Origin of the sequence: Bradyrhizobium sp. 27S5 (assembly GCF_037217225.1) — a bacterium.
Lineage (GTDB): Bacteria > Pseudomonadota > Alphaproteobacteria > Rhizobiales > Xanthobacteraceae > Bradyrhizobium > Bradyrhizobium septentrionale.
The window spans coordinates 9086584-9106923 of the sequence record NZ_CP147714.1 but is presented as its reverse complement, the minus strand read 5'-3'; the positions used below and the strand labels follow the sequence as shown (position 1 = coordinate 9106923).

At 64.5% G+C, this 20340-nt stretch carries 23 protein-coding genes; 14 read left to right on the top strand and 9 right to left on the bottom strand.

What is annotated here, in order from left to right; translation table 11 throughout:
- Positions 1-211: 211 nt before the first annotated feature.
- Positions 212-634: a protoporphyrinogen oxidase HemJ gene (gene hemJ / locus WDM24_RS42795; protein WP_338829966.1), complete on the bottom strand. Its 423-nt coding sequence runs from the start codon at positions 632-634 to the stop codon at positions 212-214.
- Between the two features lie 445 nt (positions 635-1079).
- On the opposite strand from hemJ, the gene WDM24_RS42790 reads away from it, so the two are divergent.
- From WDM24_RS42790 to dnaQ, 4 genes are read left to right on the top strand one after another with little or no spacing between them, the layout of a single operon-like run.
- The gene (locus WDM24_RS42790) at positions 1080-1916 is read left to right on the top strand and encodes a pyruvate, water dikinase regulatory protein (protein WP_029080974.1); all 837 of its coding nucleotides are present in this window, start codon (positions 1080-1082) and stop codon (positions 1914-1916) included.
- 10 nt (positions 1917-1926) lie between these two features.
- The gene (locus tag WDM24_RS42785) at positions 1927-2535 is read left to right on the top strand and encodes a Maf family protein (RefSeq protein WP_338829965.1); all 609 of its coding nucleotides are present in this window, start codon (positions 1927-1929) and stop codon (positions 2533-2535) included.
- Positions 2536-2587: 52 nt separating this feature from the next.
- Positions 2588-3187 (top strand): dephospho-CoA kinase, encoded by a 600-nt coding sequence (gene coaE / locus WDM24_RS42780; RefSeq protein ID WP_338829964.1) that lies wholly within the window; start codon positions 2588-2590, stop codon positions 3185-3187.
- A 28-nt stretch (positions 3188-3215) separates the two neighbouring features.
- Positions 3216-3938, top strand: coding sequence for a DNA polymerase III subunit epsilon (gene dnaQ / locus WDM24_RS42775; protein WP_338829963.1), 723 nt, complete (start codon positions 3216-3218; stop codon positions 3936-3938).
- A gap of 177 nt (positions 3939-4115) precedes the next feature.
- On the opposite strand, the gene secB is transcribed toward dnaQ, so the two are convergent.
- Positions 4116-4604 (bottom strand): protein-export chaperone SecB, encoded by a 489-nt coding sequence (gene secB / locus WDM24_RS42770; protein ID WP_029080978.1) that lies wholly within the window; start codon positions 4602-4604, stop codon positions 4116-4118.
- Positions 4605-5026: 422 nt separating this feature from the next.
- Between secB and WDM24_RS42765 the strand changes: the two genes are divergently transcribed.
- The 3 genes from WDM24_RS42765 to WDM24_RS42755 are packed head-to-tail and all read left to right on the top strand — an operon-like array spanning position 5027 to position 7912.
- A complete protein-coding gene (locus WDM24_RS42765) occupies positions 5027-5731 on the top strand; it encodes a Tim44/TimA family putative adaptor protein (protein ID WP_029080979.1) in 705 nt (234 codons plus the stop codon).
- Entirely contained in the window at positions 5709-7325 is a 1617-nt protein-coding gene (locus WDM24_RS42760) for a murein transglycosylase A (protein ID WP_414645661.1), read from the top strand. The genes WDM24_RS42765 and WDM24_RS42760 overlap by 23 nt, the downstream gene beginning before the upstream one ends.
- Positions 7322-7912: a Smr/MutS family protein gene (locus tag WDM24_RS42755; protein ID WP_338829962.1), complete on the top strand. Its 591-nt coding sequence runs from the start codon at positions 7322-7324 to the stop codon at positions 7910-7912. Before WDM24_RS42760 ends, WDM24_RS42755 begins: the two co-directional genes overlap by 4 nt.
- Positions 7913-7918: 6 nt before the next feature.
- Here WDM24_RS42755 and WDM24_RS42750 read toward each other — a convergent pair whose 3' ends face one another.
- From WDM24_RS42750 to hslV, 5 genes are all read right to left on the bottom strand, one after another.
- The gene (locus WDM24_RS42750) at positions 7919-9049 is read right to left on the bottom strand and encodes a hypothetical protein (RefSeq protein WP_338829961.1); all 1131 of its coding nucleotides are present in this window, start codon (positions 9047-9049) and stop codon (positions 7919-7921) included.
- A gap of 148 nt (positions 9050-9197) precedes the next feature.
- A complete protein-coding gene (gene hslU / locus WDM24_RS42745) occupies positions 9198-10502 on the bottom strand; it encodes an ATP-dependent protease ATPase subunit HslU (protein WP_338694046.1) in 1305 nt (434 codons plus the stop codon).
- A 61-nt stretch (positions 10503-10563) separates the two neighbouring features.
- The gene (locus tag WDM24_RS42740) at positions 10564-11160 is read right to left on the bottom strand and encodes a DUF2585 domain-containing protein (RefSeq protein WP_166300137.1); all 597 of its coding nucleotides are present in this window, start codon (positions 11158-11160) and stop codon (positions 10564-10566) included.
- On the bottom strand, positions 11157-11642 hold the full coding sequence (locus tag WDM24_RS42735; RefSeq protein ID WP_338829959.1) for a GNAT family N-acetyltransferase: 486 nt from the start codon (positions 11640-11642) through the stop codon (positions 11157-11159). Before WDM24_RS42735 ends, WDM24_RS42740 begins: the two co-directional genes overlap by 4 nt.
- A gap of 2 nt (positions 11643-11644) precedes the next feature.
- Positions 11645-12202: an ATP-dependent protease subunit HslV gene (gene hslV, locus WDM24_RS42730; RefSeq protein ID WP_166300139.1), complete on the bottom strand. Its 558-nt coding sequence runs from the start codon at positions 12200-12202 to the stop codon at positions 11645-11647.
- 243 nt (positions 12203-12445) lie between these two features.
- Between hslV and hisB the strand changes: the two genes are divergently transcribed.
- From hisB to coaA, 7 genes are all read left to right on the top strand, one after another.
- Positions 12446-13039 (top strand): imidazoleglycerol-phosphate dehydratase HisB, encoded by a 594-nt coding sequence (gene hisB / locus WDM24_RS42725; RefSeq protein WP_029080985.1) that lies wholly within the window; start codon positions 12446-12448, stop codon positions 13037-13039.
- 86 nt (positions 13040-13125) lie between these two features.
- Entirely contained in the window at positions 13126-13656 is a 531-nt protein-coding gene (locus WDM24_RS42720) for a DUF2628 domain-containing protein (RefSeq protein ID WP_338694058.1), read from the top strand.
- Complete coding sequence (gene hisH / locus WDM24_RS42715) at positions 13653-14303, top strand: imidazole glycerol phosphate synthase subunit HisH (RefSeq protein WP_338694060.1); 651 nt, start codon at positions 13653-13655, stop codon at positions 14301-14303. Before WDM24_RS42720 ends, hisH begins: the two co-directional genes overlap by 4 nt.
- Complete coding sequence (gene hisA, locus WDM24_RS42710; RefSeq protein ID WP_338829957.1) at positions 14300-15031, top strand: 1-(5-phosphoribosyl)-5-[(5-phosphoribosylamino)methylideneamino]imidazole-4-carboxamide isomerase; 732 nt, start codon at positions 14300-14302, stop codon at positions 15029-15031. Before hisH ends, hisA begins: the two co-directional genes overlap by 4 nt.
- A gap of 11 nt (positions 15032-15042) precedes the next feature.
- Positions 15043-15819, top strand: coding sequence for an imidazole glycerol phosphate synthase subunit HisF (hisF, locus tag WDM24_RS42705; protein WP_166300149.1), 777 nt, complete (start codon positions 15043-15045; stop codon positions 15817-15819).
- Positions 15820-15928: 109 nt separating this feature from the next.
- Positions 15929-16252: a phosphoribosyl-ATP diphosphatase gene (locus WDM24_RS42700; RefSeq protein WP_029080990.1), complete on the top strand. Its 324-nt coding sequence runs from the start codon at positions 15929-15931 to the stop codon at positions 16250-16252.
- A 35-nt stretch (positions 16253-16287) separates the two neighbouring features.
- The gene (coaA, locus tag WDM24_RS42695) at positions 16288-17244 is read left to right on the top strand and encodes a type I pantothenate kinase (RefSeq protein WP_338832546.1); all 957 of its coding nucleotides are present in this window, start codon (positions 16288-16290) and stop codon (positions 17242-17244) included.
- Positions 17245-17316: 72 nt separating this feature from the next.
- On the opposite strand, the gene WDM24_RS42690 is transcribed toward coaA, so the two are convergent.
- Both WDM24_RS42690 and WDM24_RS42685 read right to left on the bottom strand, forming a co-directional pair.
- Positions 17317-19572: a PAS domain-containing hybrid sensor histidine kinase/response regulator gene (locus WDM24_RS42690; RefSeq protein WP_338829956.1), complete on the bottom strand. Its 2256-nt coding sequence runs from the start codon at positions 19570-19572 to the stop codon at positions 17317-17319.
- Between the two features lie 103 nt (positions 19573-19675).
- Positions 19676-20194, bottom strand: coding sequence for a hypothetical protein (locus tag WDM24_RS42685; RefSeq protein ID WP_338829955.1), 519 nt, complete (start codon positions 20192-20194; stop codon positions 19676-19678).
- Positions 20195-20340: the final 146 nt, after the last annotated feature.

Sequence of the window (20340 nt, the reverse complement as noted above, 5' to 3'; positions counted from 1 at the left end):
GAGGTGGCTTGGAAAAAGCGGACGCCAAAGGAAGGTCCGCAGGTCTCAGCCAGGAAAGTGCCGTTTGGGCTTCAAACCTGATGCGGCGCCGGCCCGAAAAGAACCGAAACGCGACCACATCCGCCTGCGTGGGGTGGGATAAAACCTATATAGAAAATCGATCCGTCCTTCGCAAGAAGAACTGAAGCATGCTTCCCAGGCATCGCAATGTCTAGAACGGCTTCACAACCACCATGATCACGATCAGGACCATCAGAAGCGTCGGCACCTCGTTGATAATGCGGTAGAATTTCTGGCTACGTTGATTCCGGTCGGCGGCGAAATCCTTCACGCAGCGGGACAAAAAGCCGTGGATACCCGACATGACGAGCACCAGCGCAAATTTGACGTGAAACCAGCCCGATAGGTACCAGTGTCCGGCCCAGGCCAAATAAAGCCCGGCCAGCCAGGTCACGATCATCGCCGGGTTGATGATTGCCTTCAAAAGCCGCCGCTCCATGACCTTGAAGGTCTCGGACTGCTTCGAGCCGGCTTCGGAATCGCAATGATAGACGAACAACCGCGGCAGATAGAGCATTCCCGCCATCCACGAGATCACGGCAACGACGTGCAGGGCCTTGATCCAGTCGTACATCGCAGGGATGCCTTTCGGGGAACAGCTCGGGCGGGTTCAGCGTTGCGAGCAAGCGCTGCAAGCGAGGGACGGATACATATCCGCTCACACGGCTTTCCTAAAACTAATTAAGTTTAGAATCTAAGGTTTGAGTCTAAGTAGCGGTGAATTTGACTCATGCAACGCGGTCCAATGCCTCTCACGGTCTTGTTCACATCCCTCAACATTACGGCCGGCGTAGACGGATGTCGGGAATCTGTTCCTCGACTCAATTGGTTGCGTACGTCTGTGGTCAGCTTATCAAGAGACAAATCCACACCGGTTCACTATCATCCTTGCCATGACGTCGACTTGTCCTTTTCGGCAGTGCTGTGAAGAACTGGGCGAGATATACAGGGGCCGGCCGGCGGACCCGGATTGTTCTCCTCGACCTCCACAGGGATTCACAGGATAGACAGGGGCTTTGGTGCCGACGACCTCCAACTATTTCCACCTGCATCTGGTGTCTGATTCGACCGGCGAGACGCTGATCACGGTGGCGCGCGCGGTCGCCGCGCAATACGCCAATGTGACCGCGGTCGAGCATGTCTATCCGCTGGTGCGGAGCCAGAAGCAGCTCGATCGCGTGCTTGACGAGATCGAGGAATCACCCGGCATCGTCCTGTTCACGCTGCTGGAGAAGGACCTGGTCGGCCGGCTCGAGGGCAAGTGCAAGGAAATCAACGTTCCGAGCCTGTCGATCATCGGGCCGGTGATGCAGTTGTTCGAGGCGTATCTGGGCGCCGCGACGACCGGCCGTGTCGGCGCGCAGCATGTGCTCAACGCGGAGTATTTCGCCCGGATCGACGCGCTGAACTACACGATGATCCATGACGACGGTCAGCATGTCGAAGGCCTCGAGGACGCCGACGTCGTCCTGGTCGGCGTGTCCCGTACGTCGAAGACGCCGACCTCGATCTATCTCGCCAACCGCGGCATCCGCACCGCGAATGTGCCGCTGGTGCCCGGCATCCCGTTGCCGCATCAGCTCGAGACCCTGAAGAAGCCCTTGGTGGTCAGCCTGCATGCGACGCCGGAGCGCCTGATCCAGGTCCGGCAGAACCGCCTGCTCACCATGGGCGACCGCGACAACGACACCTACATCGACAAGCAGGCGGTGGCCGACGAGGTCGCGTTTGCGCGGCGCCTGAGCGCGAAGTTCAACTGGGCGCTGCTCGACGTGACGCGGCGTTCGATCGAGGAGACGGCCGCCGCGATCATGAAGCTCTATAACGATCGCCAGCGCGCACGGCCGTCGGAGTGATCTTCACGTCATGAGTATCTGGCGCGGCCCACAGCAGCTGATCCTCGCATCGCAAAGCCGCGCGCGAAAGATGCTGCTCGAAAACGCCGGGCTCGATTTCGAGGCGTTGCCGGCCGATATCGACGAGCGCGCGGTGCAGAAGGATTCCGGACTTTCGGCGCCGGGCGAGATCGCATCGCTGCTGGCGCGCGAGAAGGCGCTGTTCATTTCAAGGCAGAAGCCGGGCCAATATGTCGTCGGCGCCGATCAGACCCTGGCACTGGGGCAGCGGATGTTCAGCAAGCCTGCCGGCCGCGCGCAGGCCGCCGAGCAGCTCGGTCTGCTCGCCGGAGAGACCCATGAGCTGCATTCAGCCGTCGCGGTGGCGCGTGACGGAAGGGCTCTGTTCGGCGATGTGAGCGTGGCTCGCATGACGATGCGGCGGCTCGCTGCCGGCGAGATCGAGGCCTATCTCGACCAGGCCGGGGCGGCGGTGACGACCAGCGTCGGCGCCTACCAGCTCGAGGGTCTGGGCGTGCATCTGTTCGAGCGGATCGAAGGCGACCATTTCACCATTCTCGGCCTGCCGCTATTGTCGCTGCTTGCGTTCCTGCGCCGCGAGAAGCTGCTCGCGGTATGAGGCGTATGGTAACGGAGAGATGCTGAACCGATGTTGACGCGATGTTGATCCGATGCTGATTCTTGGACTGACCGGCTCGATCGGGATGGGGAAATCCACCACGGCCAAATTATTCATGGAGGCCGGCGTGCCGGTCTACGACGCCGATGCGGCCGTGCATCAACTCTACGAAGGCGAAGCCGCGCCGGCGATCGAAGCCGCTTTTCCCGGCACCACCGCCAATGGCAAGGTCGACCGCGCCAAGCTGTCGGCACGCGTGGTGCACGACGCTGCGGCGATAAAGCAGCTCGAGCAGGTCGTGCATCCGATGCTCGGCGCGTCGCGGCAGAAATTCTTTGCCGATGCGGAAGCCGCCGGCGCCCCGATCGTCGTCGTCGATATACCGCTGCTGTTCGAGACCGGCGGCGAGAAGCGCGTCGATGCCGTTGTGGTCGTGACGACCTCGCCGGAACTGCAGCGCGAGCGCGTGCTGGCGCGCGGCACGATGGATGCCGCGAAACTCGACGCCATCATCGCCAAGCAGATGCCGGACGCCGAGAAGCGCAAGCGCGCGGATTTCGTCGTGGATACCTCGCACGGACTTGATCCGGTGCGGGCGCGCATCCGCGACATTCTGGCCGAGGTTGCTAAGATGCCGAAGCGGCGCGCCTGATTCGCCGCTTTTCGGATTGCTTCACGTCATGCGCGAAATCGTTCTCGATACCGAAACCACTGGCCTCGATCCGCTGCGCGGCGACCGGCTGGTCGAGATCGGTTGCGTCGAGATCTTCAATCGCATGCCGACGGGTCAGACCTACCACGTCTACATCAATCCCGAGCGCGACATGCCGGCGGAAGCGTTCGCTGTGCACGGGCTGTCGACCGAGTTCCTGGCCTCCAAGCCGCTGTTCAATGAAGTGGTCGACGAGTTCCTGGCCTTCATCGGCGATACGCCGCTGGTGATCCACAACGCGTCATTCGACATCAGCTTCATCAACGCCGAGCTCGACCGTATCAAGCGCCGGGCAATCCCGAAGGACCGGCTGGTCGATACGCTGCTGCTGGCGCGCCGCAAGCATCCCGGCGTGTCGAACCGGCTCGACGATCTCTGCTCGCGCTATCAGATCGACAATTCCCGTCGCACCAAGCACGGCGCTCTGCTCGACGCCGAGTTGCTGGCCGAGGTCTATATCGACCTGATCGGGGCGCGGCAGTCGCAACTCATCCTGGCGTCGGAAACTTCGGATGCGCGTGCGGGCAGCCATGGTGATTCGCCGCGGCGGCAGCGCGAGACGCCGCTGCTGGCGCGGGTCAGCGACGCGGATCGAGAAGCCCACCGGGCCTTCGTTGCCACGCTCGGCGACAAGCCGATCTGGAATGATTATTTGCCGCCGCCAGTGCCGGCTGAAGCCCCGGCGGCTTGAACTCTTAGTTCCGTCATCCTGAGGTGCGAGCCTTGCGGCGCACTTGCGCCGCTGGGCGAGCCTCGAAGGATGCACGGCCCGGCTGGTCGCCGTCGATCCTTCGAGACGCCCGCAAGTGCGGGCTCCTCAGGATGACGGATTACACTTCCCCGGGCGTTATACTTCTCGAACCGTGACTCAGCTCGGCTTGACGCCGGAGGCGGCCTGGGCGGCGGCCTGCCGCTCCATGTTCTGGCGGTAGAGGCCGAGGAAGTCGACGGGGTCGAGCAACAGGGGCGGGAAGCCGCCGTCGCGGACCGAGGTCGCGACGATCTCGCGGGCGAACGGGAAAAGCAGCCGCGGGCACTCGATCATGACCAGCGGGTGCAGGTTCTCCTTCGGCACATTCACGATCCGGAACACGCCGGCATACGCGAGATCGAAGCTGAACATCACCTTGCCTGCCGTCTCGGCCTTGCCCTCGACCGAGAGGATGACCTCGTACTCATTTTCCGACAGGTTGTTGGCGGAGACGTTGATCTGGATGTTGATCGCCGGCTGCTGCTGCTGCTGGCCGAGCGAGGCCGGCGCATTAGGGTTCTCGAACGACAGGTCCTTGGTGTACTGCGCCAGCACGTTGAGCTGGGGAGGGGCCTGTTCGACGGGGGCGCCGTTGCCATTGGTCATGAAATGTCTCCTGGAGCAGCGCTCGATGGACAGAGTGTCCGACGGCACGCGTTAAGGTGTTGGGAATGCCGATGCCGGGCGAGTGGCTATCATAGGCCCGGCTCGGTCCACAAGCAGGACGAGCGAGCGCGCCGGGGCGGGGGTGCGGCCAAATTCCTTGGCAAAGCGCTGCTGGCGCAACTCCGCCCAATCTCTTAACAGCTTCCTAAATTATTGAAGATGCGTGATTTCCTGAAAGGAACGGGTTTCCCCCCGGGGTTAAAACGCGCTACACTTGCCCGTGCCAAAAAGCGCCATTGGCCGGGCTTAGTTTCGTGCCTACATGCTGCGGACTCAAACGGTGATGTAATCTCTGCCGTTCCCGACCGGGAACGCTTTGACGCCCGGCCGGTTGCCGGCAGAGACCAGAAAGCGAATTCGACGTGGATATCTACACCATCATCTTCCTGGCGCTGGCCGTGTTCATCTTCCTGCGCCTGCGCAGCGTTCTCGGACAGCGCACGGGAAGCGAGCGGCCGCCCTATGATCGCGCCGCTCCCAACGTCTTGCAGCGTGGCCAGGATAACAACGTCGTGCCGATGCCGGGATCGGTCATCGACCAGCCGCCGCCGGTGCCGTCAGCCGAGCCGGCGGAACCTTCCGACCGCTGGAAGGGCACTGCCGAACCGGGCACGCCGCTCGCGCAGGGTCTCGACGCTGTCGCTGTCCAGGACCCCTCGTTCGATCCGCAGCATTTCCTCTCAGGCGCCCGCTCGGCCTATGAAATGATCGTGCTGGCCTTCGCCAATGGCGATCGCCGCGCGCTGCGCGACCTGCTGTCGACCGAGGTCTATGAAAGCTTCGAGACCGCGATCAAGGATCGCGAGAAGCACGAGCAGAAGACCGAGACGCGGTTCGTTTCGATCGACAAGGCCGAGATCGTCAGCGCCGAGGCGCGCGATCGCTCGACCCAGCTCACTGTCCGCTTCGTGTCGCAGATGATCTCGGTGACGCGCGACAAGGCGGGCACCATCGTCGACGGCAGCCCGGACAAGGTCGCCGACATCACCGACATCTGGACATTCGCCCGCGACTCGACTTCCCGCGATCCGAATTGGAAGCTGGTTGGAACTGGAAGCGCTCACTAAACATCTCAGCTACGGGCGCCTCGCGGTCGCGTGCTGCGCGCTCGCGGTGCTGTGCTCCACTGCGGCGATCGCCGCGCGTTACCGGTCGAGCCGGCACCCGCCGCCGCGGCACGAGCATTCTCACCCGATCCCCTATCCCAATCTGGAGTTGCCGCTGCAGGTCGGCGGCAGCCAGTATGAGCCGCTCGCCTGGGCCAACGTCTCCGGCTGGAGCGACGACGACCATCTCGCCGCCTACAAGGCGTTTCGCACCAGCTGCAAGCGGATCGCGGCCCAGCAGGGCGCGCCGGCGGACTCCAGGGCGCTCGGCAGCTCGCTGCGCGATCCGTGCCGGATCGCCAAGGGGCTCGAGCTCGGCGACGGCGTCAAGGCCAAGGAGTTCTTCGAGCAGAATTTCGTCCCGCTGCGCATCTCGCGGCTCGGCGAGGACGCCGGCTTCGTCACCGGTTACTACGAGCCGGTGCTCGAGGGATCGCGGACCCAGACCGACGTCTACAACGTTCCGGTCTATCGCCGTCCCTCCAACCTGTTCGTGCGCGGCAAGACGCAGGCTTCGACTGGCCTGCCCAATGGCGGCGCGGTGTATCGCAAGATCGGCCGGCGCAAGCTCGTGCCCTATTACGACCGCGCCCAGATCGAGGATGGCGCGATCGCCGGCCGCGGGCTCGAGCTCGCCTGGCTGAAGAGCCAGACCGATCTCCTATTCGCGCAGATCCAGGGCTCGGCGCGGATCAAGTTCGAGGACGGCACCACGCTGCGCATCAATTACGACGCGCATAACGGCTATCCCTATACGGCGGTCGGCCGCGCCCTGATCGATCGCGGCATCATCCCGAAGGACCAGATGTCGATGCAGAAGATCAGGGAATGGATGGAGCAGAACCCTGACGGCGCCAACGAGCTGCGGCGATCGAACCGCTCCTACGTGTTCTTCCGGCAGGTCCCGCTGTCCGACAAGGACGAGGCCGTCGGCGCGCAGGGCGTGCCGCTGACGCCGGGCCGCTCGATCGCGGTCGACAAGGCGCTGCATGTCTACGGCACGCCGTTCTTCATCGCCGGCGAGCTGCCGATCGATTCCGAGCAATCGAAGACGCCGTTCCACCGGCTGATGATCGCGCAGGACACCGGATCGGCGATCGTCGGCCCGGCGCGCGCCGATCTCTATTTCGGCGCCGGCGCCGACGCCGGAAAGGTCTCGGGCCGGCTGCGGCACAACATGCAGTTCGTCATGCTGGTGCCCAGGGGTCTCGACCCCGTCGTGCGCGGCCACAAGCTGCCCGTCCCGGACGAGCGGCCCTCGGCCAGGATCGCAAAACTGTTTCCGCAGACCGATCCGCAGAAGGACCAACCGGCGGCGAAGGCCGCGGATGTGCCGACGGCAGGCCTCGCCAAGGGTGCGACGAAAGACGCGGCCAATCACGCCGCCCAGACCCCGGCCACGAAGGACGCCGTGCCCCCGGCGCCGACTGCAACGACCTCTGTTGCACAGGCGGCGCCTGTGGCAGAACCGGTGCCGTTGCCGGTAGCCCGGCCGGACATTCCGCAACCGGAGAAGCGGCGATATCGGCGCACTCGCCATCACCGCGATCAATGAAACGACCCGCGCCGATCCCCGATCTGTCCGCTCCGTCGCGGCGCAAGCGTGCGCTGAGCGAAGAGGAGCGTGCGCTCTGGGAGAGCGTGGCGAAACAGGTCAAGCCGCTGCGCAAGCGACCGGCCGCCGCCAAGGCACATGCCGCGGCCTCTGATCCGGCCAGCCATCACGCCGCGGCGAAACCCGTCCCGGTCAAGCCGGTTAATTCACTCAAGGCTGCGCCGCCGCCGCGCCCGCAAGCGCCGCCGCTGGCACCGATCGGCCGCCGCGAGCGGGCAAAGCTGTCGCGAGGCCGGCAGGAGATCGATGCCCGGCTCGATCTGCACGGCATGACGCAGATCCGCGCGCATCGCGTGCTGTTCACCTTCCTGCAACGCGCGCACAGCGACGGGCTCACCTTCGTGCTGGTCATCACCGGCAAGGGCAAGGTCGGCGGCCTGGATTCCGAGCGCGGCGTGCTGCGTCGCCAGGTGCCGGAATGGCTCAGCCTGCCGGAATTCCGCTCGCTGGTGGTCGGCTTCGAGGAAGCGCATATCGGCCATGGCGGCGAAGGTGCGCTTTATGTGCGCGTCCGGCGCGCGCGCTGAAAAATATTAGAACGGGCGGACGATCCCGACGCGCGGGATCAGCGTGACGATCCAGCCGAAGATCGTCGTCTTGCGATCGTCTGCCGGGATCAGCGGCACGTCCTTCGACGCCGGCAGCATCTTCACGGCGTGCAGCATCAGGAACATGCAGACCGCCCAGTTCGAGATCCAGCGCGAATAGTCGAACACGGTCACGAACATCACGAAATAGCCGGCGCTGATCACGGCGAGCGCTGACATCACGATCCGGCGGTGCAGTTCGCTGGCGAGCGCTTCGATCAGCCGCGCGAAATAGCGCCACAACGGCGTGTGCAGCCAGATCAAGAGCGCGAAGACCGGGACGCCGAGGATGTTCGAGGGCATGCGCGCCCAGGTATCGGCGAACTCCTTCGACAGCGGCTGGTACCAGATGTAGCCGAACTCAAGCAGGTCGGTGCGCGATGGATCGGCCATCCGGCTTTGCAGGTGGCGGATGAACTCGTCATACGGCACGTCGACCGTGCCGGCGAATTGCGCAACCAGGAACAGGATGCCGACTGCGGCAAGCGTCGCCAGCCCAGTAGCGATGTTTCGCGGCGTCGCGCCCTGCACCAGGTAGAAGCGCACCACCACGATTGCCGCAATTGTCGGCACATACATCAGGACGAAGATGTGGTGGACCAGGATCAGCAGGATCGAGACCAACGCCGCAATCACTACGTACATGACCGAGCGCGCCGGGATCAGCAGCAGCACGATCGCGAGCGCACAGCCATAGATGTCGAAATGGCCGAGCGTGTGCATGAAATTCTTCAGGAAGAACGGCGATCCCGCGATGAAGACGAACAGCGGCCAATGCGCGTCGTCGAAGCCGAATGTCCGCTGAAACAGCCTGATGAACAGGCCAAGCGTGATCAGCCAGATCGCCCCGGCCAGCGCGAACACCAGCCACACCGGCACCTTGTCGGTGAACAGCGAGACGATCGCGCCGATCAGCGCGCGCTTGGTGAAGCCGTAATGATAATCGACCAGCAGATGGATGTAGGGGACGAAGGGCGGCAGCGCGATCTTGTGCAGGAACACCCCGACCAGCACGGCCGCGTTGACGGCCAGCATCAGGCGCCAGGGGTTTTGCCACCATCCTTGCTTCAAACTCATTGTCGTCCCGGCCAAGCGAAGCGCGAGCCGGGACCCATAACCACAGGCCTGCGTTTGACCAACGCTGGGGCTGCAGCTTGCTTCAACAATGGGCGCCGGTGGTTATGGGTCCCTGCTTTCGCAGGGACGACGATTCTAACTCGACTGCCTACAAAATAAACCGGCTCAGATCGGCGTTCTTGGCGAGGTCGCCGACATGCTTGGTGACGTAGTCGGCGTCGACCTGGATGGTCTCGCCGTGGCGATCGGGCGCGGTGAAGGAGATCTCGTCCAGCACCCGTTCCATCACGGTCTGCAGCCGCCGCGCCCCGATGTTCTCGACCGTGGAATTGACCGCGACCGCAACGTCGGCCAGCGCGTCGATCGCGCCGTCGGTGATGTCGAGCGTGACGCCCTCGGTCTTCAACAGCGCGACATATTGCTTGATCAGCGACGCTTCCGGCTCGGTCAGGATCCGGCGCATGTCGTCGCGCGACAGCGCCTGCAGCTCGACGCGGATCGGCAGGCGGCCCTGCAGCTCCGGCAGCAGGTCCGACGGCTTGGCGATATGGAAGGCGCCCGAGGCGATGAACAGGATGTGGTCGGTCTTGACCGCACCGTGCTTGGTCGAGACCGTGGTGCCCTCGATCAGCGGCAGCAGGTCGCGCTGCACGCCTTCGCGCGAGACGTCGCCGCCCTGGCGGTTCTCGCGCACGCAGATCTTGTCGATCTCGTCGAGGAAGACGATGCCATTGTTCTCGACCGCGCTGATCGCCTCCTGCACCAGCTGATCGGTGTCGAGCAGCTTGTCGGATTCTTCGTTGACGAGGATTTCGTGCGAACCTTCCACCGTCAGGCGGCGGGTCTTGCTGCGGCCGCCCATCTTGCCGAAGATGTCGCCGAGCGAGATCGCACCCATCTGGGCGCCGGGCATGCCGGGGATCTCGAACATCGGCATGCCGCTGCCACCCGACTGCGTCTCGATCTCGATTTCCTTGTCGTTGAGCTCGCCGGCGCGCAGCTTCTTGCGGAACGACTCCCGCGTCGCCGGGCTCGATCCCGGGCCGACCAGCGCATCCAGCACGCGCTCCTCGGCGGCCAGCTGGGCACGGGCCTGGACGTCCTTGCGCTTGCGTTCGCGGGTCTGCGCGATCGCGACCTCGACGAGGTCGCGGACGATCTGCTCGACATCGCGGCCGACATAGCCGACCTCGGTGAATTTGGTTGCCTCGACCTTGAGGAACGGCGCGCCGGCAAGCTTGGCCAGCCGCCGCGCGATCTCGGTCTTGCCGACGCCGGTCGGCCCGATCATCAGGATGTTCTTGGGCAGAACCTCCTCACGCAAGGAACCGGCAAGCTGCAGCCGCCGCCAGCGGTTACGCAGCGCAATCGACACTGCGCGCTTGGCGTCGGTCTGGCCGACGATGAAGCGGTCTAGTTCGGAAACGATTTCACGGGGGGAGAAGTCGGTCATTGGCTCTAGCTAGGTTGAAATGGCGGTCTCGGCAAGCGGCGGTCTTCCAAGGCATGATCCGCTAAATGATGGGCGGCCCTGCCTGCCACTGCCTGATCGCCTCGAACGGGTGGATCAGCATGATGATGTTCAGTGTCAAATTGTCGCGAATGTGGAGCAGCATCACGAGTTCGAACAGGACGCCGAGCGCGACGGTTACGGCGATCGGCAGCTTGCGTGCCAGCAGGAAGCCTAAAACCATCGCAAGCGTATCCGATACCGAATTGACGATGGTATCGCCATAATAGTCCAGCGAGATCGTGCCAGCGCGGTAGCGCTCGATGATCCAGTTGGAGTTTTCGACGAGCTCCCAGCTGCCCTCGATCAGCATCGCGACAATCAGCCGCCCCGGCCAGGCGAGGCGCGGCAGCAGGAGGAAGGTCAGACCGTAGAACAGCAGGCCGTGCAGCACATGCGACAGCGTGTACCAATCGGCGATGTGCTGCGAATTCTCCGAGCTCTGCACCGTGCCATGCCAGAGTTTGACATAGCCGCAGGCGCAGATCGGCAAACGGCCCATCGCATAGAGCAGCGCCGCCTGCAGCGCGAGCAGCGCGGCCGCGATCGCCAGCCATTGCCACGCTGAAACGCTGGTGACGGGCCTGCGCGCGAGCGTCATGCGTCGCGAGCCATCAGAAGCGCCGGACCGTCAGGCGTCTCGACCATGCGCAGCTTCTGAAAGCCGGCCTTCGCATAGGCACGGATCGCGCGCGGGTTGGCCGGATCGGGATCGGTGACGATCCGCGGCGCGCCTTGCGCCAGGCGCTCGTCGACAAAGGCGCGGATCAGCGCCGAGCCGTGGCCGCCCACCATCATCGTCGGCTCGCCGATGAAGAGGTCGATGCCGCGCGTGCCGGCCGGATGCGTGCCGAAGCCGGCGTTCCACGCCGTCAGGTCGTAGCACTGGATATAGCCGATATCGCCCTCATCGGTCGCGACGATGAACTGGTCCATTGCCGGCTCGTCGAGGTCGCCGCTGACCAGCGCATATTGCTCGGCCGGCTCGCCCCACCACTCCCGGACATGCGGCAACGCCAGCCACCGCTTGATCTGCGGCAGGTCGTCCCGCGTCATTGGTCGGAAATGATAAGGGCCGGCCATGCTCAGCCGCCGATCGTCTCGATCGTCACATTGCGGTTGGTGTAGACGCAGATATCGGCGGCGATATCGAGCGCGCGGCGGACGATGGTCTCGGCATCCTTGTCGGTGTCGACCAGGGCGCGGGCGGCGGCGAGGGCATAATTGCCGCCGGAACCGATCGCCATCACGCCCGACTCGGGCTCCAGCACGTCGCCGGTGCCGGTCAGCACCAGGGAGACGTCCTTGTCGGCCACGATCATCATCGCCTCCAGCCGGCGCAGATAGCGGTCGGTCCGCCAGTCCTTGGCCAGCTCGACGGCCGCCCGGGTCAGCTGCCCCGGATATTGCTCCAGCTTGTTTTCCAGCCGCTCGAACAGGGTAAAGGCATCGGCGGTGGCGCCGGCAAAGCCGCCGATCACGTCGCCCTTGCCGATCCGGCGGACCTTCTTGGCGTTGGCCTTGATCACGGTCTGGCCGATCGAGACCTGCCCGTCGCCACCGATCACCACCTTGCCGCCCTTGCGGACCGTGCAGATCGTGGTGCCATGCCAGACCGGCAGCTCATTTTGGGATGCTTGCATAGGTTACCTCTCTTCCGGGCAGATTTAGGCGGTCGGGCAGGGGGTTACAATCGGCGAAATCGGAGCGTTTTCGAGCGAAGTGGGCACCGGTTCGCGTGAAGAAAACGCGTCAGAGCTAAATCGACAAGGAATTTGGGTCACCATGGTCCGAAGTTGAGGCGTTTCGAGGTCATCCCGCAGTAGCGAAGGTGACATCAGCCTGTTAAAAGACCGGCGTTTTCGGCACGGGAAAGCTTAATCTTCATGCGCACCGCAACCATCAAGCGCAAGACCAAGGAGACCGACATCGAGGTGACGGTCAACCTCGACGGAGCAGGCGTATCCACGGTTTCGACCGGGATCGGCTTCTTCGACCATATGCTCGACCTCCTGGCCCGCCATTCGCGCATCGACATCACGGTGAAGGCGGATGGCGATCTCCATGTCGATTACCACCACACCACCGAAGACGTCGGAATCGCGCTCGGCCAGGCGGTGAAGCAGGCGCTCGGCAACATGGCCGGCATCACCCGCTACGCCTCGATCCACATGCCGATGGACGAGACGCTGTCGCGCGTCGTGATCGACATTTCCGGCCGTCCGGTGCTGGTGTTCAAGGCCGAATTCCCCCGCGACAAGATCGGCGAGTTCGACACCGAGCTGGTGCGCGAATGGTTCAATGCCTTCGCGATGAACGCCGGCGTGACTCTCCACGTCGAGACCCTATATGGCGAGAACAGCCATCATATCGCCGAATCCTGTTTCAAGGGTTTGGCGAGGGCGCTCCGGACGGCGGTCGCGATCGATCCGCGGGCCCAGGGCGAAGTGCCCTCGACCAAGGGTCAGCTCGGCGGCTGATCTCCGGGTGCATGATCCGGAAAAGGTGGTGCCGGTTTTCCGGAAGATCATGCCTTAAGTAGAGTCCATCCTCGGCGGAGCGTTCGATGCCGGTCTATACAGTGCATGCCCCCGTGGCCAACGGCGCCGATCTTTCGGCGGCCGACAAAATCGTCTTCGTGCGCGACGGCTTCCATTTCTGGGCCGCGGTTGCGGGCGTGATCTGGCTGGCCTGGAACAGGCTCTGGCTGGCACTGATCGGCTGGCTCGTGCTGACCCTTGCGATCGATTTCGCCCTGGCCAAGCTCGGCGTCGGCCGCGGAGCGATCTTCCTGGTCGACCTGGTGCTGATGCTGTTGCTCGGGCTGGAGGCCGCGACCCTGCAGCGCTGGACCCTGTCGCGGCGCAAATGGCGCCAGCTCGACATCGTCGTGGCCGACAATGTGTTAGCTGCCGAGCACCGCTTCTTCGAGCGCTGGAGCGCGCGGCATCGCGGCGTCGTCAATGATCAGCGGTCGGTGGATCGCGGCGGGCCGCCGCCGACCCGGGACGTTCCGGGCCAGTCATTCTCAAAACCGCCGCCGATGCCGCAGGGCGGCATTATCGGATTGTTTCCAGAGCCAGGAGGATCGCGATGACGGTTGCAATCATCGATTACGGCTCCGGCAATCTGCATTCGGCGGCCAAGGCGTTTGAGCGCGCCGCGCGCAGCATGGAGGATCCGCAAGCCATCAAGGTGACGCGCGATCCCGATGCGGTGTATCGCGCCGATCGCATCGTGCTACCCGGTGTCGGCGCGTTCGCCGATTGCCGCCGCGGCGTCGACGCGGTCGACGGCATGCTGGAAGCGCTCACCGAAGCGGTGCGGGTCAAGGCGCGGCCGTTCTTCGGCATCTGCGTCGGCATGCAGCTGATGGCGACACGCGGCAAGGAGCACGTGATCACCGAGGGCTTCAACTGGATCGGCGGCGATGTCGAGAAGATCGCGCCGCGCGACGAGAGCCTGAAGGTCCCGCATATGGGTTGGAATACGCTCGATATGGTGCGCGAGCACCCGGTGCTGGAGCGGCTGCCGCTCGGGCCGAAGGGGCGTCACGCCTATTTCGTGCACTCCTATCACCTCAACGCCGCCAACGAGGCGGACGTGCTGGCGCGTGCCGACTATGGCGGGCCGGTGACCGCGATCGTCGGCAAGGACACCGCGATCGGTACCCAGTTTCACCCCGAGAAGAGCCAGCGCTTCGGCCTCGCTTTGATCTCGAATTTCTTGAAGTGGAAGCCGTGATTCTCTTTCCAGCGGTTGATCTGAAGAACGGCCAGTGCGTGCGCCTGGAGCAGGGCGACATGGCGCGCGCCACCGTGTTCAATCTCGATCCGGCGGCGCAGGCGGCGAGCTTCGCGGCGCAGGGCTTCGAATATCTCCACGTCGTCGATCTCGATGGCGCCTTCGCCGGCAAGCCGATGAACGCGCACGCGGTGGAGGCGATGCTGAAGGCCGTCACCATGCCGGTGCAGCTCGGCGGCGGCATCCGCGACCTCAAGACCATCGAGGCCTGGCTCGACAAGGGCATCACGCGCGTCATCATCGGCACCGCGGCGGTGCGCGATCCCGAGCTCGTGAAGGGCGCGGCGAAGACATTCCCCGGCCGCGTCGCGGTGGGCCTCGATGCGCGCGACGGCAAGGTCGCGGTCGAGGGCTGGGCCGAGACCTCGCATGTGACGGCGCTCGAGATCGCGCAGCGTTTCGAGGATGCCGGGGTCGCTGCGATCATCTTCACCGACATCGCCCGCGACGGCCTGCTCAAGGGCCTCAACCTCGATGCGACCATCGCGCTCGCCGATCGCATTTCCATTCCGGTGATCGCCTCCGGCGGCTTTGCCTCGATCGATGACGTCAAGGCATTGCTGGAGCCGCGTGCCAGAAAGCTCGCCGGCGCCATCGTCGGCCGCGCGCTCTATGACGGACGGCTTGATCCGGCCGCCGCGCTTCAACTGATCCGCAGCGCGGCCTAGGAGACAGAGATATGTTCAAGGTTCGCGTGATCCCCTGCCTCGACGTCAAGGACGGGCGCGTGGTCAAGGGCGTCAACTTCGTCGATCTGCGCGACGCCGGCGATCCGGTCGAGGCAGCGATCGCCTATGACGCCGCAGGCGCCGACGAGCTCACCTTCCTCGACATCACCGCCACCCATGAGAACCGCGGCATCATGCTGGATGTGGTGCGGCGGACGGCGGAGGCCTGCTTCATGCCGCTGACCGTGGGCGGCGGCGTCCGCACCGTCGACGACATCAAGACCCTGCTGCGCTCGGGCGCCGACAAGGTCTCGATCAATTCGGCGGCGGTCAGCCGGCGCGAATTCGTCAAGGAAGCGGCCGAGAAGTACGGCGAGCAATGCATCGTGGTCGCGATCGACGCCAAGCGGGTCAAGCGCGCGGGCGGCTCCGACCGCTGGGAGATCTTCACCCATGGTGGGCGTAATGCCACCGGGATCGAGGCCATCGAATATGCCCAGGAGGTCGTCTCGCTCGGCGCCGGCGAAATCCTGCTGACCTCGATGGACCGCGACGGCACCAGGCAGGGCTTTGACCTGCCGCTGACCCGGGCGATCGCGGACAGTGTTCCCGTACCGGTCATCGCGTCTGGCGGCGTCGGTAATCTCGATCACCTGGTCGCTGGCGTCCGCGAGGGTCATGCCACCGGCGTGCTGGCCGCGTCGATCTTCCACTTCGGGGAATTTACCATCCGCCAGGCCAAGGATCACATGGTGCGCGCCGGCCTGCCGATGCGGCTCGATCCGTAGAGCGTGGTTCGGAAACAGAGTGATCTGGGACTCCTTGTCACAAAAATGCTAAGTCCCCACTTAGGGATGGCACAAGAGCGGTGCCAGTGCGCATGTTTGAGTTGAGTTGATGTCGCGTTTCACGGTCCACGATCTGGCCGCCACCATCGACGCCCGCGCTGCAGCGGGCGGCGAGGCGTCCTATACCCGCAAGCTGCTCGACAAGGGCGCGGAGCACTGCGCCAAGAAGTTGGGCGAGGAAGCGGTCGAGACCGTGATCGCCGCGGTCGAGAATGACCGCGATCACCTCATCGCGGAAAGTGCCGATCTCGTGTTTCACTTGCTGGTTCTATTGAAATCACGCGGCGTGAAGCTGGAGGATGTCGAGGCCGCGCTGGAGAAGCGCACCTCGATGTCGGGACTGGAAGAGAAAGCGTCGCGCAAGCGCGACTAGCGCACATGACCGAGCGCATTGAGAGGGGCAGCCTCATGGACATCCGGGCACCAGATCAGCAATACAACCCCTATCGCACCTTCACGCGCCAGCAATGGTCGCATTTGCGCGACGATACGCCGATGACGCTCGAGCCGGGCGAATTCGACCGCCTGCGTTCGATGCACGACCGCCTCGATTTGCAGGAGGTTGAGGACATCTACCTTCCGCTGTCACGGCTGCTCTCGATCTATGTCGACGCGACCCAGCGGCTATATTATTCGCAGCGCCAGTTCCTCAACATCCGCGACCGCAAGATGCCCTACATCGTCGGCGTCGCCGGATCGGTCGCCGTTGGCAAGTCGACCACGGCCCGCGTGCTGCAGGCGCTGCTGGCGCGCTGGTCGCCGCGGCCGAAGGTCGACCTGATCACGACAGACGGTTTCCTGTTTCCGAATGCCGTGCTCGAGCGGCAGGGCATCATGCAGAAGAAGGGCTTTCCGGAAAGCTACGACCTGCCGACGCTGCTGTCGTTCCTCAGCGACATCAAGGCAGGACGGCGTCGCGTGCGCGCGCCGGTCTATTCGCATCTGACCTACGACATCGTGCCGAACAAATGGGTCGAGATCGACCAGCCTGATATCCTGATCGTCGAGGGCGTCAACGTGCTGCAGACCGGGCGGCTGCCGCGCGACGGCAAGGCAGTGCCGTTCGTCTCCGACTTCTTCGACTTCTCGGTCTATATCGACGCCGACGAGGCCGCGCTGCGGCAGTGGTACATCAAGCGCTTCCTGGCGCTGCGCGACACCGCGTTCACCGATCCAAGATCCTACTTCCACCGCTATGCGCTGCTGTCGGACGAGGAAGCGACCGCGACCGCGATCGCGATCTGGGAGCGCACCAACCTCGCCAATCTCGAGGACAACATCCTGCCGACCCGCCCCCGCGCGACGCTGATCCTCAAGAAGGGCGCCGACCACGTGGTGCAGTCGGTCGCGCTGCGCCGGCTGTAGTGTTTCCGGAGTAAGCAGACCACATCACAGCCGTCGTCCCTGCTTTCGCAGGGACGACGCGGAGTTTGTGGACTACGCCGCGATATGCCGCGCGGCGGCGAGGCCGGCGAGCGCTTCTTCCAGCTTCTCGCGGTCGAGCGGCTTGATCAGAAAACCGTCCATGCCGGCTTCGAAGCAGGCGTAGCGGTCCTCCACCAGCGTGTTGGCGGTCAGCGCCAGGATCGGGGTCCGGCGTCCGGACTGGCCGGCTTCATGCGCGCGGATCTGCTTGGTGGTCTCGATGCCGTTGAGGCGCGGCATCTGGATGTCCATCAGCACGAGATCATAGGGCGTGCCGGCTGACGTCGCCGACAGCCAGGATTCCATCGCTTGCTCGCCATTGGTGGTGATGACCACGTTGTGGCCGAGCCTCGTGAGAAGCGAGCGCATCAAGAGCGCGTTGATCTCATTGTCCTCGGCGACCAGGATCGAGAGCCCCTTGTCCGGGGCCGCGGCCGCCGTGGGCTCGGCCATCGCCTCGATCGCAAGGCTTTGATCTCCGACAAGGCTCGGTGCCGCGATCTCGGGCGACGCGATCAGGCGTGCGGCAAGCGAGGCCGCACGCAGCGGCTTGACCAGATAGCCGGTGAACATGGCTGTCTCGGAGGCCGACAGCTCCTGCCGCGTCGCCGGCGTGAACATCACGATGCGATGGGTCGCATGAAGGCGCGCCGCGCTGGCAAACGCCTCCATCGCCGGCGCGCCGAGCGTGTGGTCGATCAGGACGGCGTGCCAGCTTCGTTCCGGCAACAGCGCCTCGGCGACGCCGGTGTCCGACACGATGCAGGTCTGTGCACCCCAGCGCTGCAGGCGCCGCGAGATCAGCGAGACCTCGATGCTGTGCGGTGCAACCAGCATGATCGACTGGCTGGTGAGGTCGGGCGCGGCGAAGCTGTTGGCCTCGCCGGTGTCGGCGGCGGCGAGCGGGATCGATACTTCGAAGGTCGAGCCGGAGCCCGGCGTGCTCGCGAGCGTGATGCGGCCGCCCATTCGCTTGACGATGCGGTCGCTGATCGAAAGTCCGAGGCCGGTGCCGCCATAGCTGCGCGCGATGCGGTCGTCGGCCTGCTCGAACTCCCGGAAGATGCGCTGCTGCGCTTCCGGTGCGATGCCGATGCCGGTGTCGCGGACCAGGAAGCTGATCTCGTTCGGCCAGATGCCGGGCTCGACGATCAGCGCGACGCCGCCGCTCGCGGTGAACTTGATGGCGTTGCCGGCGAGGTTGAGCAGCACCTGACGCAGCCGCGCGGCGTCGCCGGCCACCTGCATCGGCAGCCGCTCGTCGACATAGGCGGCGATCTCGATGCCCTTGGCCTGCGCGCGCGGCGCGAGCAGCTCGGTGATGTCCTCGATCAGGCCGGACAGCGCAAAGGCGCGGTGCTCGAGATCGATCTTGCCGGCTTCGATCTTGGAATAGTCGAGCAGCTCCTCGATCAGAGCCAGCAGCGCGTCGCCGGAGGTCTTGACCGCCTTGACGTAGGTCGTCTGCTCCGGCGTCAACTGGGTGTCCATCAACAGTCCGCTCATGCCGATGATGCCGTTCAGCGGGGTGCGGATCTCGTGGCTCGCCATCGCCAGGAAGCGCGACTTGGCGCGGTTGGCGGCATCGGCCTGATCGCGCGCTTCGGCCAGTGCCCGTTCGCTCTCGGTGCGGTCGGTGACGTCGCGACCGACGCTCTGCATCTCGGCAGGCGCGCCGGCATCGTTGCGCACGAGGCCCTCGCGCCAGGCGATCCAGCGCGGCCCGAGCGGGCCTTCGATCTTCTGGTCGTAGACCCGCGTACCGTTGGCTTCGAGCGCGGTGTCGCCCTGTTCGAGCACCTTGAGCGTGGCGCTGCTGCCGATCAATTCGCTGCGGGAGGACTGCGCCAGCTCGCAATAGGCATCGTTGGCGTAGGTGATGAGGCCGTCGAGGTCGCGCAGCACGATCAAATCGTCCTGCGCCTCGAACAGGGTAGAGGCGCGCTGTTCGGCTTCCTGCAGTTCCCAGTTACGGTCGGCCATCGCCTCATTGTGCATGGCGATGGTGCGCAACCTCCTGCGCATCAGCCGCAGGCGGATGCCGAGCGTCACGATCCAGAGGCAGGCCAGCGCAAACAGGAAGCTGACCCCGATCGCGAATGCATTGGGGTCGTAGCCGCTTTGCTGCGAGAGGGCGCCCGAAATGAACCCGAAGGCGCTGCCGAATGCGATGGAGAAGATCGTGAAGGACCGGACGATCGTCGCGACCCAGGAATGGCGCCGCAGGAAGCGGCGAAGGCGCAACTTGATCCGGAAGAAACGCCCCATCAATGGTGGCCCTGAGAGTGCTTGATCTGCCGATGACGATGCGTCGGTCACCTTGCAAAGTGCTTGAAGTTGGTGGCCGTTTCGCGTTGCCCTCGGAACAGGGTTAGCGAAGGGTTAACTCTGCCAGGACCCGAGCGGCGGAGGGCGCGCGAGGTGCAAGCGACGCTGATTCGAGGCGGCGGTGTTCACCGCGGGCGCTGACGATCAGGGCCGCGGCATCGCGGGCCGAGAACGTCTTCGACTGCACGAAGACGCGATAGTCCGACGGACCGTCATGCGAAAGGTAGATCACCGGATCGCTCGCCGAAGGATTGCCGGAAATCCCGATCAGCTGCGGAACGGCGTTGCTTTCGCAGGCGCCGGCCTCGGCATCGTCGATGTCGTCGATGACGGTGAAGTCGGCGGCCTCGGCGCTGTCGGCGATCTGGACCCGGACCGTGGCAAGGCCGGGATCGTCGGTGAAGCTGACGTGAAGCTGGGCCAGCCAGGAGATCGATGCGATCTGCATCGTGGCGCCGCCAACCTCGATGCAGGGTCGCGGACCCGGCAGCAATTCGGCGCGGGCAAATACCGCGGCCACGGCAAGCGGGACCACCGAGGCCAGAATCTTCAAACGCAACATGACACAACTCGCTCGACCCAAGCTTTCCGCGGATCGCGGTGCTTATGGTTTGCGGAGCGTAAATGAGAGTGGTTACCGTCGCGTTGACGCGGCGGGCATCGGGCGGAGAACGGGAGAGCGCTTCGGTTCTGACGCGTTTTCTTCAC

Coding starts and splice junctions, on each gene's coding strand:
- hemJ (WP_338829966.1), bottom strand. CDS start 634: ATGTACGACTGGATCAAGGCCCTGCACGTCGTTGCCGTGATCTCGTGG.
- WDM24_RS42785 (WP_338829965.1), top strand. CDS start 1,927: ATGAGTATCTGGCGCGGCCCACAGCAGCTGATCCTCGCATCGCAAAGC.
- coaE (WP_338829964.1), top strand. CDS start 2,588: ATGCTGATTCTTGGACTGACCGGCTCGATCGGGATGGGGAAATCCACC.
- dnaQ (WP_338829963.1), top strand. CDS start 3,216: ATGCGCGAAATCGTTCTCGATACCGAAACCACTGGCCTCGATCCGCTG.
- secB (WP_029080978.1), bottom strand. CDS start 4,604: ATGACCAATGGCAACGGCGCCCCCGTCGAACAGGCCCCTCCCCAGCTC.
- WDM24_RS42755 (WP_338829962.1), top strand. CDS start 7,322: ATGAAACGACCCGCGCCGATCCCCGATCTGTCCGCTCCGTCGCGGCGC.
- WDM24_RS42750 (WP_338829961.1), bottom strand. CDS start 9,049: ATGAGTTTGAAGCAAGGATGGTGGCAAAACCCCTGGCGCCTGATGCTG.
- hslU (WP_338694046.1), bottom strand. CDS start 10,502: ATGACCGACTTCTCCCCCCGTGAAATCGTTTCCGAACTAGACCGCTTC.
- WDM24_RS42740 (WP_166300137.1), bottom strand. CDS start 11,160: ATGACGCTCGCGCGCAGGCCCGTCACCAGCGTTTCAGCGTGGCAATGG.
- WDM24_RS42735 (WP_338829959.1), bottom strand. CDS start 11,642: ATGGCCGGCCCTTATCATTTCCGACCAATGACGCGGGACGACCTGCCG.
- hslV (WP_166300139.1), bottom strand. CDS start 12,202: ATGCAAGCATCCCAAAATGAGCTGCCGGTCTGGCATGGCACCACGATC.
- hisB (WP_029080985.1), top strand. CDS start 12,446: ATGCGCACCGCAACCATCAAGCGCAAGACCAAGGAGACCGACATCGAG.
- WDM24_RS42720 (WP_338694058.1), top strand. CDS start 13,126: ATGCCGGTCTATACAGTGCATGCCCCCGTGGCCAACGGCGCCGATCTT.
- hisH (WP_338694060.1), top strand. CDS start 13,653: ATGACGGTTGCAATCATCGATTACGGCTCCGGCAATCTGCATTCGGCG.
- hisF (WP_166300149.1), top strand. CDS start 15,043: ATGTTCAAGGTTCGCGTGATCCCCTGCCTCGACGTCAAGGACGGGCGC.
- WDM24_RS42700 (WP_029080990.1), top strand. CDS start 15,929: ATGTCGCGTTTCACGGTCCACGATCTGGCCGCCACCATCGACGCCCGC.
- coaA (WP_338832546.1), top strand. CDS start 16,288: ATGGACATCCGGGCACCAGATCAGCAATACAACCCCTATCGCACCTTC.
- WDM24_RS42690 (WP_338829956.1), bottom strand. CDS start 19,572: ATGGGGCGTTTCTTCCGGATCAAGTTGCGCCTTCGCCGCTTCCTGCGG.
- WDM24_RS42685 (WP_338829955.1), bottom strand. CDS start 20,194: ATGTTGCGTTTGAAGATTCTGGCCTCGGTGGTCCCGCTTGCCGTGGCC.